Source organism: Clostridium sp. LIBA-8841 (assembly GCF_034439435.1).
Taxonomy (GTDB): Bacteria; Bacillota; Clostridia; order Clostridiales; family Clostridiaceae; genus Sarcina.
This window is the reverse complement of sequence record NZ_JAPCKJ010000009.1, coordinates 45393-60413: the sequence shown is the minus strand read 5'-3', so window position 1 is coordinate 60413 and position 15021 is coordinate 45393. Positions and strand designations below refer to the sequence as shown.

Below are 15021 nucleotides of genomic sequence, written 5' to 3'. Positions count from 1 at the left end.
TTTCAAAGACCATTTCCTCGTCGCCCTTAAGCGACTTCTTTAGTTTATCATCACTTTCGAACTTTGTCAACATTTTTCTTCAAAAAACTTTTTAAGTTGTTTTCTTTCAACTTATTGTCTTTTGTTTTGTTGTTGTTCGTCAGCGACATGTATTATCTTAACACCATTTCTTTAATCTAATTTAAATTTTATTATATTTTCAGAAAAATAATAATAAAATACTTAAAAACTCTCTAATTTACTCCACATACCATATATTGATACACTAGGAGAAGTTTATAGAATATAAGCTCCATTTTATTATAAATTAACTCTAAAACGCACTAAAACTAGCTAACTGTTATTTATTATTTCATTTTTTTAAAAAAGATATTCACTAAAATCTACATATAAATAATTTTAAAATATAAAAATCAAGCTCTATTTTATAGTAATTTTAACTTTAGTCTAGAAGTATAAATACATTTTGACGAAGGCTAAGCTCACCTGAACTTCAATGTAAAAATCAGCCCCATCTTAAAAGAGAATGCTTAATTACATCCTCTTTTACTAAATAAACTTATATATTATTTTCTAATTCAGCTAATTTTTCATCTATAAGTCTTAATACATATTCTTTATGCTCTGGTACATTTTCAAAATCTAATTCATCAACATTGATTCTTAATATAGGAGAAACATCATAGTTCTCAAAATACTCTCTATACTCACCATTTAACTTTTCCCAGTATTCTCTTTCAACTACTTGCTCATAGTCTCTACCTCTTTTTTGAATTCTCTTCATAGCTTCATCTACTGATATTTCTAAATATACCATTAGTTTAGGTGCCTTAACATGCTCTAACATATTTTCTAAAAGCTCTTTATATAACTCAAACTCCTCAACTGTCATTTCACCTTTTTCACAAAGCATCTTAGCAAATATAACATCTCCATATATACTTCTATCCATTACTGAGTTTTCTACAAGTCCAGCTTCCTTTATGTGTTTAAATCTTTTATTTAAAAAGAATACTTGAAGTGGGAATGAATATCTATTTCTATCATAATAGAATTTCTCTAATATAGGATTGTCCACTACAGGCTCCTCATAAGCTATTAATCCTCTCTCTGCTAAAATATTCATTAAAGTGCTTTTACCAACTCCAACTACTCCATCCACAACTATCATTTCCCAGTTTCCTCCTCTATCTATCCTATCTAGTATCTCTCTATAAAGATTGTTTTTTGTATTTAAAGACAATGTTGTTCCTCCTTAAGTTCTATAAGTCCTCATTTACCTTATAAAATATTTTATGATCTCTCCATTCACCGTTAATGTATAAATATTTTTTATTAATACCTAGTTCGTTAAACCCACAAGCCTTTAAAACACTTTGAGATCTGTTATTTCCTAACAATGTTGATGCTTCCAATCTATGTAGCCCCATCTCTTCAAAAGCATAACTACATACTTCACTAAGCACTTCTTTCATATATCCATGCCCTTGATATTCTTTATCTATTGAATATCCAACAAAAGCACTTCTTAATATTCCATAAACTATATTAGATAATTTAATTTTTCCTATAAGTTTTTCTTCTTTAAATATACCTAAATCAATTGAAGTTCCATCTATAAACTGTCTAAAACTTTCTGTTAGAATTTCCTTTTGTCCTTCATAAGTATAAAAACTACTATCTCTAGTAGGTTCATATTGTCTTAAATGTTCTTCATTTCTTATATAATAATCAAGCATTTCCTCTGTATGCTCTGGAGTTAAATTCCTAAGAACCAATCTTGTAGTATTCAATTGAAACTGAACTATCTTAACCTTCTCAGTAAAATCATTTATATTTATCCCCATGATATATTCATCTTTTTGAACACCGTTAGTGCATACATTGTCTGATAATATACCCTCAAGCATAAATCCTAAATCTAAATAGGCATTAAAATTATTTATATCTGAAACAAAAAAATTAATTTTATATACGTCCTTCTCAGCAAATAGAACCTTTAAAATCTTTTTTAAGGTTTCTTTCATAAGTTTATAGTTATCTTCTTTATAAAACTTAAACTTAACATCTACCTTTTTATTTTTGTGGTCTATTTCCTTTAAGAAAAATCTTCCTAGTATTATGCCAACTTTATCTTTTACGACGTATTCCCTTTCATTTCCTCTTGTAGCTTCTATTAATACATTCTTATCAAAAGACATACTCTACTCTCCAATTTAAATTTTTTACTTAACTAATTTTTTCTTAGTATTTACATATAAGTAGAACATTAAAATTGCAGATAAAATTGCACTTGTAGGTATTATATAGAAAGCTTTATCTGGTCCTATACTTTCATTTAACAATCCAATTACCTTATTAAGTATCATACCAACTAAACTAGCTGCTGTTATTACGATTCCTGTAATATATGCAACATGTTTATCGAAAACCTTACTAATACTTAAAACAGTTGTTGGGAATGTTATTGAGAAGAATAATCCTGATAAAGATATTATTACCATACCATTTCTACCTAAAAGTAAACCTGCTACACAAAGTATAGCTCCTATTATTAATGTTTTATATAATATGTTGAAATATCCTCTTTTTTCTACTACAAAGCCACCAAATAATCTTCCTATTGTAAATATAGCAAAGAATAATGATAAGTATATACCTGCCTTTTGTTCATTCATGTTGTATCCATATTTCATGTAATTTACGAACCAGTTTGAAATACCTTGTTCAGTAAATACATATAATCCTAATGCAAGCATGTATGCAATTATTAATTTATTAGACAAAGCTTCAAATATAGTCATTTTATCTTTTTCTTTAACTACCTCTGTTCTAGGAATCTTAACGAATATAAAACATATAAATACTATTAAATAAATTATACCCACTGCAAAATATATAGTTCTCCAGTTTATTCCCCTAGCAGTTAATGCACCGAAAAGCCCTTGACCAACAGATGAGCCTAACCCGTAACAAGCATGCATAACATTCATTATTACATTTTGGGCCGTCAATGCTAGTATAGGAAGAACAGTATTACATGATATTGCAACCATTGCTATTCCCGCACTACTTATTACCATTCCTGTATATAACATTGTATAATTTTTTGTAAAAAACAAAAATATAAGTGATAAAAATATCACCATTAATCCACCTAAAAATACTTTTTTCTGTCCTAACTTTTCGCAAAGCATTCCACCTATAAATGTTAATACCATATATGCAGCTGAAGTAGATATAAGTAAATTACTTATAGTATTATCGTTAACTCCAAATTCTTGTTTAAATACAGGTATGAATATACCTTTTGTATTTTCAACTATAGCCGCTAATATCATCATTATAAATAGGAAAGCTAATGCAACATAATTTTTTTTCTTACTGTTCATCATTATTTCTCCTTATTATTTTTTACGATAAATAAAATTAGACCTTAATTCAAATCGAGCTTAACATGCTTAATTTGAAATTTAATCAAATCTATATTATTACTACCTTGACATACTTTTAAAAATATAGATTTAAAGTAGCTAACCATCAAATAAAAACATAAAAATTATACCATAAAAAAGTTAAATAGTACTTAATAATATCCCCATAATACAATAATTAAAAAGTTCTTTATATTTATGAAATATAGAATATTTCTAATATTAAACAAAAATCCATACTTTAAGCGGATGTTGATTTTTATATAATTCTTCAGACCTATCTAAAAATCAATTATAGTTTAAAATATAGCCAAATAAAAAAAGAAAAACATCTAAGAAAACTTAGATGTTTTTTCTTTATATTAAAGATATTCTTTTATTAAGTCTTTAACTACCTCTGATGCTATTATCATACCTGCTACTGGAGGTACAAAAGATATACTTCCTGGTATTTGTCTCTTTGAAGCACATTTTTTAGTTCCACCAGTACAAACACATCCTGTTTTACAAGTAACTACATCTTCAACCTTTGGTTTTCTAGGCATTTCTTCTGAATAAACAACCTTTAACTTCTTAACGCCTCTTTTTCTTAGCTCATATCTCATTACCTTAGCTAAAGGACATACCTTTGTCTTATATATATCAGTTACTTTAAATTCAGCAGGATTTAATTTGTTTCCTGTTCCCATTGAACTCATAAGTTTTATTCCTTTTTGCTCACAATAAACAGCAAGAGCTATTTTAGCTGAAACTGTATCTATAGCATCTACTACGTAATCTACATCATCAGGAATTATTTCTTCTAAGTTATCTGGAGTAACAAAAACTTGTATAGTCTCCACATTACATTTTCTATTTACTGAAAGAACTCTTTCTTTCATAACTTCTACCTTATCTTTACTTACAGTTTTATATGTAGCATGTATTTGTCTGTTTAAGTTTGTTAAACAAACAGTATCGTCATCAACTAATATTAAATTTCCTACTCCTGCTCTAGCTAATGCCTCTACAGTGAAACTTCCTACTCCACCTACTCCAAATACCATAACTTTGCTATTTGCTAATTTATCTAAAGCATCTTTACCTATAAGTAATTCTGTTCTTGACAATGAATGTTGTAACATAAAACTTCTCTCCTTCTTAAGTTAATAAAATTTCCCCTATGTTAATCTTCCAATAATACTCTAAAAGTAAGTATCTAAAGAACTATATATTCCCTAGAATCTTATTTGATAATACACAAATTCATTAATATTATATACATTATAGTGATTATAAATAAAGTTTTTTCATGTATATTAACACAGAATTCTTTAATATATCAATGTATCTACAAAATTTACTTAAAATAATTCCAATATTTAAATTTCTATGATATCATCTTTTTTTAATATATAATAACTTTATGAATTTATTTTAAGGAGGAGTTAGAAATGACTTTAGGAATCATAGCTGCTATGAGCGAAGAATTAGAAATTCTTTTAAAAGATATGGAAGTAAAATCTAAAGATACTAAAGCTAACATGACTTTTCACCAAGGAACTCTTTGGGGTCAAGAAGTTGTAGCTGTTGTATGTGGTATAGGTAAGGTTAACGCTGCCGTTTGTACTCAAATATTAATAAGTGAATACAAAGTTAATAAAGTTATAAATGTTGGTGTTGCTGGTGGTATAGGAATGGAAATATACCCAGGTGATGTTGTTATAGCTAACTCACTAGTACAATACGATATGGATACTTCTGCTTTTGGAGATCCTATAGGACAAATCCCAAGATTAGATACATTTGATTTCAAATGTTCAAAAGAATTAGTTGAGCTTTGTGAAGAAGCTTGCAAAGAAAATGAAGATATAAAGAGCTTCACTGGAAGAATCGTTACTGGAGACCAATTCGTTGCTAGCGTTGAAAAAGTTAGATGGTTAGGAGAGGAATTCGGAGCTTCTGCTTGCGAAATGGAAGGTGGAAGTATAGCTCACGTTTGTTACTTAAATAATATTCCATTCGTTGTTATAAGATCAATATCTGATAACGCAAATAATGGAGCACATATGGACTTTGCTGAATTCACAGCAATCGGAGTTAAAAACTCTACTTCAATATTAAAATCAATGATTTTAAAAATGGCTTAATCTTTAAAGTTTGTTTAGGAGCTTTATAGCTAATAAAATTGATAAATATATTCCGAGAATTAATTGTATTTCATCAAGAATTTATGCAAATATTCTCTTTATAAATTTTATTAGTTTTGCTCTCTTAACAAACTTTTTTATTATATTTCGTGAATGAATATACCACTTCTTAGTTTTGGTTCAAACCAGGTTGATTTTGGTGGCATTATTAGTTCTTGATCTGAGATTTCCATTACTTCTTCTAAGCTTGTTGGATAAAGAGCAAAAGCAATCTTCATATCTTTATATACTCTTTTTTCTAATTCTTTAAGTCCTCTTATTCCACCAACAAAATCTATTCTTTCATCATTTCTTACATCTCTTATTCCCAAAATAGGCTCTAAAATATTATTTTGAAGTATTGATACATCTAAATTCTTAACAACATCATCCTCTTTGCTAAGATATTTTAATTTGAACCATTGATTATTTAAATACATTCCAAATTCACCTTTATTTTGTGGTTTAAACTGTTCTCCCTCATTAACTTTAGTAACCTGAAACTTATCTTCTATTTTTGATATGAATTCTTCTTCACTTAAACCATTTAAATCTCTAACTACTCTGTTATAATCCATTATTGACAGTTGAGTTTTAGGAAATAATACTCCTAGGAAATAATTACACTCATCCTCCAGTAAACATTGACCATCTTCTCTTCTTTCTAAACATACTTTAACGGCAGCCTCAGACCTATGGTGTCCATCTGCTATATATACTGAGTTAACCTCTTTGAAATCACTTATTACTTCATTTATTATATCTTCATCATCTATTTTCCAAACTCTATGAAAAACTCCATCATCAGCAATAAAATCATATAAAGGTTTTTCTGAACATATCTGTGAAACCTTATTATTTATTTTTTCTGAATCCCTATAAGTTAAAAAAATAGGTCCAGTTTGAGCATTACACGCCTTTATATGATTAATCCTATCTGCTTCTTTTTTAGCTCTTGTAAACTCATGCTTCTTTATAGTGTTATTTAAATAATCATCAACAGCTAGGCATGAAACAATTCCTTTTTGAGATTGCCCATTTAAACTTAATTCATAAACATATAAACAGTCCTTTTCTTCTTTTATAAATACCTTATTCTTAATAAAGTTTTCTAAATTTTCACCTGCTTTTTTATAAACTTCTTCTGAATATTCACTAACATTTCCTGGGAAATAAACCTCAGCTTTATCAACATTCAAAAATGAAAACTCGTTATTTTTAACTATTTCTCTTGCTTCCTCTCTATCTAAAACATCATAAGGTAATGCCGCAACCTTTTCTACCAAATCACACTTTGGTCTTAAAGCTCTAAAAGCTTTTATATTAACCATTTTACTCACTCTCCCTTTTATACCTGGCTCTGCTTTAAGTAAATATTGAAATTAATATATTCTTACAATTCTACTTAAAAATCAACAATAGCTTAAAATAGAGCCTATACTTCAATTTTTATTTATCTAGAACCTCTTTTATTATTTCAACAACTTCTTCTCCTATTTTTCCTTGAGCTTCCTTCGTTGAAGCCCCAATATGAGGAGTAACACTTACTTTAGGATGGTTTATTAATTCAAAATTCTTACTTGGCTCCTCACAAAAAACATCTAATCCAACTCCACCTAAAGTTCCATTATTCAAATTATCCAATATGGCTTTCTCATCTAGTGCCTTACCCCTAGAACTATTTATTATAAATACACCATTTTTAACTTTCTTTAATTCTTCACTTCCAATTATACAATTGGTTCCTGAAATATTTATAGAAATAAAATCTGATTCTTTTAATAGTTCATCAAATTCTACTTGCTTATAATTTTTATTTGAACAATCGACCTTTATTAAATCAAAATATATTATTTTCATTCCTAAGGCTGTACACTTTTTAGCTAACTCTATTCCTATTCTCCCCATTCCTATTATCCCTAAAGTTTTTCCTCCTAATTCAGTTCCAACATAACTTTTTTTATTCCAAAGACCTGATTTCATTGTTATATTAGATTGATTTAAAAATCTCGCTAGTGAAAACATATGAGCTAATATTAATTCTGCAACTGATGATGAACTAGCATTAGGAGTATTTCTTACCTCTATACCCTTTTCTTCAGCATATTTAACATCTATATTGTCAATTCCAACGCCACCTCTTATAATTAATTTTAAATTTCCTCCCTTAACAGCCTCGTCTATCAAATCTTTTCTTATTTTAGTAGCAGATCTTATTACTATGCAATCTACATCTTTTATTTTTTCTTTCAATATTTCTAAATCATAGTGATTAGTATCAACTTCATAACCTAAGCTTTTCAATTTATTGATAGCTTCTTTATCTAAACCATCATTTAAAAGTATTTTTAACATCCTCAAACAGCCCCCTGTAAATTATTTTTTATTAGAAAAGCCCACACTAACCAGTGTGGGCTTAAATTTATTTTAATCCTAAAATATCATTTATATTAGTTAACAATTCTTTTATATCCTTAACCTGGCAGTCAGCCATATGCGCTATTCTAAATGTCTCATCTTTTAGCTTTCCATACCCATTAGATATCTGAAATCCTCTTTTCCCAAGTTCTTTATTTAATGCCCCAACATCTATATTCCTATTATTTTTTATGGTTGTAAGAGTATTTGAATAGTATCCTTTCTCAGGATAAATTTCAAAATATTTTTCTGCCCATTCTCTAACTATCTTAGCCATCTCAATGTGTCTATTGAATCTATTTTCTAATCCTTCTACATTTAATATATAGTCTAATTGATAATCTAAAGCATACATGTGTGAAATAGAAGGTGTTGATGGATACTGATAATCTTTCTTTTTAATATATTTATATAAAGCTAATAAATCTAAATATGTCCCTCTAAACTTAACTTTTTCTGCTCTTTCCTTAGCCTTTTCTGAAAATGTACATATTGCCATTCCTGGAGGAAGTCCTAGAGCTTTTTGTGAAGAAGTAATACATATATCTATGTTAAACTTATCAACTTCAATCTTACTTCCACCTGCAGAACTAACTGCATCAACGCAGAATATAACATCTGGATATTTTTTAAGAACTTTACTTATCGCTTCTAAATCATTCATAACTCCTGTAGATGTTTCATTATGAGTCACGGTTATTAAGTCATATTCACCAATTTTAAGAACTGAATCAACTAACTTTGCATCCAGTCCCTTCCCCCAAGGAACTTCAAACTTATCCACAGGAACATTATTACTTATCCCCATTTCATACCATCTATCCCCAAAAGCACCCACAGAAAAAACGGCTGCTTTCTTTAGTGTACAACTTCTTATAGCTCCCTCCATTAATCCACTGCCTGAAGTTGTTGATAGTAATATTTCATTGTTAGTAAAAAATAACTTTCTTAAATTATCGCTTATTCTCCTTTGCAATTGAGATGCCTCTTTACTTCTATGACCAATCATAGGAGTAGCCATTTTTTCTAGAACCTCATCTCTTACCTCGACAGGTCCTGGTATAAATAACTTCTTATGCATCTAATCCCCTCCCTTTGTTTATTCAACGATTATTTTATTTAATAGTATATTACAAATTTTCCTCATTGGTGATAATAAAATTTTTATATTACGTGAAATTAAGCAAATCTGAAAGACCTGCTAAAAATCAACATTCACTTAAAAAATTTTATAAATAAAAAGAGTTTTATTATTTAAATAATAAAACTCTTTAAAGTATTCTTAAATCATATCCTGTAAAATGTTGAATTTATTCTCCATTTCTTTTTCGCAAGTTCCACTATGAAACTTACTACAATTTAAACAGCTTTTACAAGAATTCATTGAAGATACAGCTTCTCTATGTCTAGCTGAATAATCAACGCAATTTTCAGCTATATCTATAAATTCTTCACTAATAGCCATACAAATTCTCCTTTCTCAGAACAATACTATATTTTTAGTATTTTCTAAGAAAGATTTTTTTATACTAATTTATTCCTCTTCATCATTCCAAAACAAAACTGATTCTGTTTCTCTACAATACTTTACACATATACATTGACCTAAGTTTCTAGGACAAAGTCTACAAAGACAATTTTCCTCAGTTCCATCACATCTATTATTCTTAAAATCTATACAATACTTACAATTTATACTTGTTCCAACAGCCATAATAACCCTCCTGCCTATATCTTACATATAGTTAAGTATATCACTTTTAATTAATTCTTTAAAATAAAGTTTTTAATCAATAAATTTATATATAAGGTTAATTATTTAGCTGTTTTTTTTAATATAGTATAAAAATTAAAACTAATTTTAATTTGATTATTGCTATTCTTTATTAGTCTCATTTTCTATCTCATCATAAACAAAGTTTTTTAGCATATCATCAACATCATCAATGTATAAATCCTCTTCTAAGATTTTATTTTCTTGAATATGGTCTATTTTTTCAGATTCCATATTCTTAAATGTCTTATTAAATTCATCCTTTAATATTTCCTCTTCCTCTACATCAAAATTGCTTATTTTTTCTAAGATTTTATTTTTATTATGAGAGTTTTCTTCCTCTTGGAAGATTTCTTTTTCTTTTATATCTTTACCCTCTTCTAAAAGCCCAGTAGTTTCATCAAACTCAATAAATTCTTCTCTATAGGGTTGTATTTCATTAGATTCTTCCTGAGCATATGCCTCTATTTCTTCTACCAATACTTTTTTTCTATATAAAGCTTCTAAGAAAATAAATATACCAACCATAGAAACAACAGAGAGTATATTAACTATAAATGTTCCATTAACATAACTTATACTTGGAATAAACATTATAAAGAAATATCCTATACCTGTCATAACTGTAAAACCAACTAACATGCTCATAAATACATATATAACATACCTTGGTATTTCAAAAAAATATGGTCTTTTTAGATATTCAACATTTACTATTTTCATAAGTAAATATGAAAGATAAACCAACAGTGCTGATATTGATAATAAAATTATTAAAAGTAAAGATTGCCTCAAAGCTGAAAATGTACTAGGCTCAAAATCTAAAAACAATAACTTAAATACTAATAATACTTGTTCTCCAATCATATTTAAAAAGTTTCTTATCCAACTAAGCCTATCACTAATCAAAATTCTACTTATAGCAAAAAATATAATCATTCCATCCGCCAAAAATATTGGTAATATTCCTGCTAATAGTTTATCCTTAACAATTAAATTCATAGTAAAAATTATAGAAGTAAATAGTATTCCGATTGTAAGAAAATAAAATGAACTTATAAATAACTTATCAATACTAAAAATATCTTTATAAGGAAAATAACAAATCATTTTGATTAATATGTTGATTAATATAGCGCCTAAAGAAACACCATAAATAAGTATAGCTTTAGAGATAAAATATTTTTTTATATTATCTCCTCCTATAGAAATATTTTCTCTTATTTCATCCTCTTTATCTTTAAATAAAAATCCAACTACCCACACTAAAAATAAAAAGAATATAAATTTATTTATATGACTCATAGAAAAACATGTATTTATTATAGTTCTATCAATATTTCCTCCATCTATTTGAGAAAAATATTTTATAGTATGATAGTTTCCCATTAAAAAGAAAGAAGAAACTCCTAAAATTATTAGGGCTATAATTCCTCTTACTCTATATTTCTTTAGTAATAAATCATCTAATAAAACTCTCATATAAATCTCCATTCGCAAAAGTATAAACTCTCTATATTTATACTTTTAAATAAATATTTTTATGATTTTTTTTATTGATTTAAGTAGCAAATTTTATTTCATAACATATATTGATATAAAGAATGATTAATTGCTTCTTCATTTTTTTGACTACTCCTCTCCTTAGAAAAGGAAGAAGTACTTAATGCATTCCTTGCTTACTTTGCAAGTTTCCTCCCATCTAAAAAAATAAAAAAACAGGTGATTTCACCTGTTTTTTTATTTCTATAATATAAATTTTCGTAAAATTACTTTTCAATTATCTAACAAAATATCGGAATAATACCATTAAAATTACTCCCGGTATTCCTAAAATTCCTGCTATTAAAGCTGTTAATAAATTTATTCCAATAGTTATACCAAAATAAGCTCCAAAATAATTAACAATCATAAGCAGTATAGCACCAAAAATACTGTTAATAACTAATCCTATTATCTTTTTCATTGATCCAAATATTAATTTTAAAATTAATACTGCAACAAGCACACCTATAATCAGAAGAATTATATCATCTAACGATAAAGCTCCCATATCCATAAACATACCACCTTTTTAAATTATACTTATCTTGGCATTCTTAAATATATGTTCTAAACTAACTTTTATACCTCTTTTTTTAGCTTCTCTTAAGAGGTATTCATATCTAGCATTAATGTCTTGCTCTTTATATATTAAAGAATCTATAAGTTTATCATCATAAGCATTTTGAAAAGCTGACCTAGCAACCTGCATTTCTAATATGGTTTGCTCAATAGCTTTCAATATCTCTTCATCCTCATTTGAGTAATCTATTTTTTTTATTAAGTAATCAGAAATTTTCTTTTTATCCATACCAACACCTCCAACTTATTCTTTTGAAATTATATCCAAAATGTCCAAGTTATATTCCGGTGTTATAAAATTTTGACTTTTACTTAAATAACTGTTCTACCCTCTAATGCTTTAGATAAAGTTACTTCATCTGCATACTCTAAATCTCCACCAACAGGTATTCCAGCTGCAATTCTAGTAACCTTAACATCTAATGGTTTTAATATTTTTGAAATATACATAGCAGTAGCTTCTCCTTCAATAGTAGGATTTGTTGCTACTATAACTTCCTTTACATCTCCACTCATTCTCGCTACTAATTCTCTTATTCTTATATCTTGTGGACCTCTTCCTTGCATTGGAGAAATAGTTCCATGTAAAACATGATATAATCCATTAAACTCCTTAACCTTTTCCATTGTCATTATATCCTTAGGTTGCTCCACAACACATATTATATCCTTTTCTCTATTAGGATTTGAGCATATGGCACAAGGATCTGTATCTGTAAAGTTTCCACAAACTGAACAATATTTTATAGTTCCTCTTGCTTTTATTAAAGCATTGGCAAATTCCTCAACCTCATCCTTTGGTAAATTTAAAATATGTAAAGTTAATCTTTGAGCTGATTTTTTCCCTATACTAGGTAGTTTAGCAAACTCTTCAATTAACTTTTCTATAGCTACTGGATAAAATTCCATCCTTTTTCCTCCTTAAATTAATTCTCTCTATTTATAAAAAACTCTGCTGAGAAATTTCAGCAGAGTTTTGAAATTTAATAAGTATCTCTATTAGAATAATCCTGGCATTCCCATTCCACCAGTTAATTTACCCATCTTTTCTGAAGTTTCTTCAGAAGCTTTTTGTAAAGCTTGCTTAACAGCTGAGAAAACTAGATCTTCTAACATTTCAACATCATCTGGATCTACAACTTCTGGCTCTATATTAAGTGCAATTAATTCTTTCTTTCCGTTAACTTTTGCAACAACTGCACCACCGCCAGCTGAACCTTCGAATTCTGTTGATTCGATTTCCTCTTGCATTGATTGCATTTGCTTTTGAAGCATTTGTGCTTGCTTCATTAGATTATTCATATTTCCCATTCCGCCTGGAAATCCACCTCTTGCCATACTTACATCCTCCTTAAAAATTAACTCTTTAATATTATATAGTATTTTTGAATAATTTACTATATTATTAGATTATATGATTATGTGTTCTTTTGTTACTATTTTTTTATGCTATTCTTCGACTATTTCTAGTCCATCACCCATTATTCCTGAAAGTCTAGCTTCTAAATCTGCTTCTTCAGCTTTTTCTTGTTCTGTGCCTCGTTCAACACTATAAACAACCCTTACAGGCTCTTTTAAAACTTCTGAAAAGACATCATTTACTATTTTAGAGAAATCATGCTTTTCAAGTCTTTCTTTATTATGTCTATATTCATAAGTGTATCTAAACTCAACGACTCCTTTGTTACAAGAAACATTGCTTATTCCTTTTGCTAAAGCTATGTACACCATATACTTTCCTCTACTCTTAAAAGCTTCAAGAATATCTTTCCAAACCTTTCTTAAGTATTCAGGAGTTAATGTTGAATTTTCATTCACAGCTTCATAATTATTTGAACTTTGAGAAGCAACTTGTTGTCTAAGGTTATTATTAGTATTTTTATTAATAGTTTCATTAGAAACTTCTGATTTAACAGCCTCTAAATTAGTATTAACTTTTATATTGCCACTCTTTATCATTTGCTCTAATTTATTTATCCTAGCAAGCATAACTTCCTTAGAAGTATCATACTCGATTTTACACATTTTTATTACAGCAAGTTCTAAATAAACTCTAGCCTGCTTACTAAGCTTAGCATCTTCATCACATTCTTGCACAATCCTTATGCATCTCATGATTTCTTCAACCTTTAACTTAGCACCTTGCACTTTAAGCTTTTCGATATTTTCTTCTGCAGTATCTAAAACTTCTTCTGGGTTTGAAGTTACCTTTATCATAAGCAAGTTTCTATAATGTACTATTAAATCTTTTATGAAAAGAGTCATATCCTTTCCTGTAAGAACTAATTCTTCTATGATTTCCATAGCACTCTCTATGTCTCTCTTTATTATAGAATCTACTATTTTAAATAAATTATCATTAGTTACAAGACCCAGCATAGAAACTAATTCATCATAGTCTACCTTACCATCCCCTATGGAAATAGCTTGATCTAATATGCTTAGGGAATCTCTCATAGCTCCATCAGATACTCTTGCCACAAGGTCTAAACTTTTATCATCACAGAATATTCCTTGCTCTGTAACTATTTTTCTAAGTCTTCCTGTTATATCTTTTCTACTAATTCTCTTAAAGTCAAATCTCTGACATCTTGATAGTATAGTTATAGGTAGTTTTTGAGGATCTGTTGTTGCTAGTATAAATACTACATTCTTTGGTGGTTCTTCTAAAGTTTTTAAAAATGCATTAACTGCACCAATAGAAAGCATGTGAACCTCATCCATTATATAAACCTTAAATTTAGCTTCTTGAGGTGGATATTGAACATCGTCAATTATATCTCTTATGTTATCTACCCCGTTGTTTGAAGCTGCATCAAGTTCTGTTATATCTATTGCTAACCCTTCATTTATTTTTTTACACATCTCACACTGATTACAAGGCTCTCCGTCTTTTAAATCTAGACAGTTCAAAGCCTTAGCCATTACCTTAGCTGTAGAAGTTTTACCGGTTCCTCTAGTACCACAAAATAAATATGCATGAGCTGTTCTTTCATTTATTATCTGATTTTTTAATGTAGTGGTTATATGTTCTTGACCTACAACATCATGAAAAGTTTGTGGTCTCCACTCTCTATACAAAGCTTTATATGCCAAATTATTC

At 28.3% G+C, this 15021-nt stretch carries 16 protein-coding genes; 1 reads left to right on the top strand and 15 read right to left on the bottom strand.

Annotated elements, in window-relative coordinates; all coding sequences use genetic code 11:
* Positions 1 to 559 precede the first annotated feature (559 nt).
* The 4 genes from OIF33_RS16870 to OIF33_RS16855 form a co-directional block, all read right to left on the bottom strand.
* On the bottom strand, positions 560 to 1243 hold the full coding sequence (locus tag OIF33_RS16870) for a deoxynucleoside kinase (RefSeq protein WP_322505400.1): 684 nt from the start codon (positions 1241 to 1243) through the stop codon (positions 560 to 562).
* A gap of 19 nt (positions 1244 to 1262) precedes the next feature.
* On the bottom strand, positions 1263 to 2201 hold the full coding sequence (locus tag OIF33_RS16865; RefSeq protein ID WP_322505399.1) for a GNAT family protein: 939 nt from the start codon (positions 2199 to 2201) through the stop codon (positions 1263 to 1265).
* 24 nt (positions 2202 to 2225) lie between these two features.
* A complete protein-coding gene (locus tag OIF33_RS16860; RefSeq protein ID WP_322505398.1) occupies positions 2226 to 3392 on the bottom strand; it encodes an MFS transporter in 1167 nt (388 codons plus the stop codon).
* A 404-nt stretch (positions 3393 to 3796) separates the two neighbouring features.
* Positions 3797 to 4558: a tRNA threonylcarbamoyladenosine dehydratase gene (locus OIF33_RS16855; protein ID WP_322505397.1), complete on the bottom strand. Its 762-nt coding sequence runs from the start codon at positions 4556 to 4558 to the stop codon at positions 3797 to 3799.
* Between the two features lie 309 nt (positions 4559 to 4867).
* On the opposite strand from OIF33_RS16855, the gene OIF33_RS16850 reads away from it, so the two are divergent.
* Positions 4868 to 5563 carry a 5'-methylthioadenosine/adenosylhomocysteine nucleosidase gene (locus OIF33_RS16850; RefSeq protein WP_322505396.1) on the top strand — a complete coding sequence of 232 codons (696 nt, stop codon included), beginning with the start codon at positions 4868 to 4870 and terminating at the stop codon, positions 5561 to 5563.
* Between the two features lie 140 nt (positions 5564 to 5703).
* Here the strand turns inward: OIF33_RS16850 and OIF33_RS16845 are convergent, their stop codons facing one another.
* The 11 genes from OIF33_RS16845 to dnaX form a co-directional block, all read right to left on the bottom strand.
* The gene (locus OIF33_RS16845) at positions 5704 to 6933 is read right to left on the bottom strand and encodes a DUF1015 domain-containing protein (protein WP_322505395.1); all 1230 of its coding nucleotides are present in this window, start codon (positions 6931 to 6933) and stop codon (positions 5704 to 5706) included.
* Positions 6934 to 7051: 118 nt separating this feature from the next.
* A complete protein-coding gene (locus OIF33_RS16840) occupies positions 7052 to 7957 on the bottom strand; it encodes a D-2-hydroxyacid dehydrogenase (protein ID WP_322505394.1) in 906 nt (301 codons plus the stop codon).
* 67 nt (positions 7958 to 8024) lie between these two features.
* The gene (locus tag OIF33_RS16835; protein WP_322505393.1) at positions 8025 to 9101 is read right to left on the bottom strand and encodes an alanine--glyoxylate aminotransferase family protein; all 1077 of its coding nucleotides are present in this window, start codon (positions 9099 to 9101) and stop codon (positions 8025 to 8027) included.
* Between the two features lie 201 nt (positions 9102 to 9302).
* Positions 9303 to 9485, bottom strand: coding sequence for a hypothetical protein (locus OIF33_RS16830; protein ID WP_322505392.1), 183 nt, complete (start codon positions 9483 to 9485; stop codon positions 9303 to 9305).
* A 69-nt stretch (positions 9486 to 9554) separates the two neighbouring features.
* Positions 9555 to 9734 carry a hypothetical protein gene (locus OIF33_RS16825; RefSeq protein WP_322505391.1) on the bottom strand — a complete coding sequence of 60 codons (180 nt, stop codon included), beginning with the start codon at positions 9732 to 9734 and terminating at the stop codon, positions 9555 to 9557.
* 162 nt (positions 9735 to 9896) lie between these two features.
* On the bottom strand, positions 9897 to 11276 hold the full coding sequence (locus OIF33_RS16820) for a hypothetical protein (RefSeq protein WP_322505390.1): 1380 nt from the start codon (positions 11274 to 11276) through the stop codon (positions 9897 to 9899).
* A gap of 298 nt (positions 11277 to 11574) precedes the next feature.
* Positions 11575 to 11853: a pro-sigmaK processing inhibitor BofA family protein gene (locus OIF33_RS16815; protein ID WP_322505389.1), complete on the bottom strand. Its 279-nt coding sequence runs from the start codon at positions 11851 to 11853 to the stop codon at positions 11575 to 11577.
* Between the two features lie 15 nt (positions 11854 to 11868).
* Positions 11869 to 12147, bottom strand: a complete 279-nt coding sequence (locus OIF33_RS16810) for a YaaL family protein (protein ID WP_322505388.1) — start codon at positions 12145 to 12147, stop codon at positions 11869 to 11871.
* Between the two features lie 83 nt (positions 12148 to 12230).
* Positions 12231 to 12827: a recombination mediator RecR gene (gene recR, locus OIF33_RS16805; RefSeq protein WP_322505387.1), complete on the bottom strand. Its 597-nt coding sequence runs from the start codon at positions 12825 to 12827 to the stop codon at positions 12231 to 12233.
* Between the two features lie 90 nt (positions 12828 to 12917).
* On the bottom strand, positions 12918 to 13256 hold the full coding sequence (locus OIF33_RS16800; protein ID WP_322505386.1) for a YbaB/EbfC family nucleoid-associated protein: 339 nt from the start codon (positions 13254 to 13256) through the stop codon (positions 12918 to 12920).
* Positions 13257 to 13367: 111 nt separating this feature from the next.
* On the bottom strand, positions 13368 to 15014 hold the full coding sequence (gene dnaX / locus OIF33_RS16795; RefSeq protein ID WP_322505385.1) for a DNA polymerase III subunit gamma/tau: 1647 nt from the start codon (positions 15012 to 15014) through the stop codon (positions 13368 to 13370).
* Positions 15015 to 15021 lie beyond the last annotated feature (7 nt).

Excerpts from the sequence above, each read along its gene's own strand:
- OIF33_RS16865 (WP_322505399.1), bottom strand. The coding sequence starts at position 2,201 with ATGTCTTTTGATAAGAATGTATTAATAGAAGCTACAAGAGGAAATGAA.
- OIF33_RS16860 (WP_322505398.1), bottom strand. The coding sequence starts at position 3,392 with ATGAACAGTAAGAAAAAAAATTATGTTGCATTAGCTTTCCTATTTATA.
- OIF33_RS16855 (WP_322505397.1), bottom strand. The coding sequence starts at position 4,558 with ATGTTACAACATTCATTGTCAAGAACAGAATTACTTATAGGTAAAGAT.
- OIF33_RS16850 (WP_322505396.1), top strand. The coding sequence starts at position 4,868 with ATGACTTTAGGAATCATAGCTGCTATGAGCGAAGAATTAGAAATTCTT.
- OIF33_RS16845 (WP_322505395.1), bottom strand. The coding sequence starts at position 6,933 with ATGGTTAATATAAAAGCTTTTAGAGCTTTAAGACCAAAGTGTGATTTG.
- OIF33_RS16840 (WP_322505394.1), bottom strand. The coding sequence starts at position 7,957 with ATGTTAAAAATACTTTTAAATGATGGTTTAGATAAAGAAGCTATCAAT.
- OIF33_RS16835 (WP_322505393.1), bottom strand. The coding sequence starts at position 9,101 with ATGCATAAGAAGTTATTTATACCAGGACCTGTCGAGGTAAGAGATGAG.
- OIF33_RS16830 (WP_322505392.1), bottom strand. The coding sequence starts at position 9,485 with ATGGCTATTAGTGAAGAATTTATAGATATAGCTGAAAATTGCGTTGAT.
- OIF33_RS16825 (WP_322505391.1), bottom strand. The coding sequence starts at position 9,734 with ATGGCTGTTGGAACAAGTATAAATTGTAAGTATTGTATAGATTTTAAG.
- OIF33_RS16820 (WP_322505390.1), bottom strand. The coding sequence starts at position 11,276 with ATGAGAGTTTTATTAGATGATTTATTACTAAAGAAATATAGAGTAAGA.
- OIF33_RS16815 (WP_322505389.1), bottom strand. The coding sequence starts at position 11,853 with ATGGATATGGGAGCTTTATCGTTAGATGATATAATTCTTCTGATTATA.
- OIF33_RS16810 (WP_322505388.1), bottom strand. The coding sequence starts at position 12,147 with ATGGATAAAAAGAAAATTTCTGATTACTTAATAAAAAAAATAGATTAC.
- recR (WP_322505387.1), bottom strand. The coding sequence starts at position 12,827 with ATGGAATTTTATCCAGTAGCTATAGAAAAGTTAATTGAAGAGTTTGCT.
- OIF33_RS16800 (WP_322505386.1), bottom strand. The coding sequence starts at position 13,256 with ATGGCAAGAGGTGGATTTCCAGGCGGAATGGGAAATATGAATAATCTA.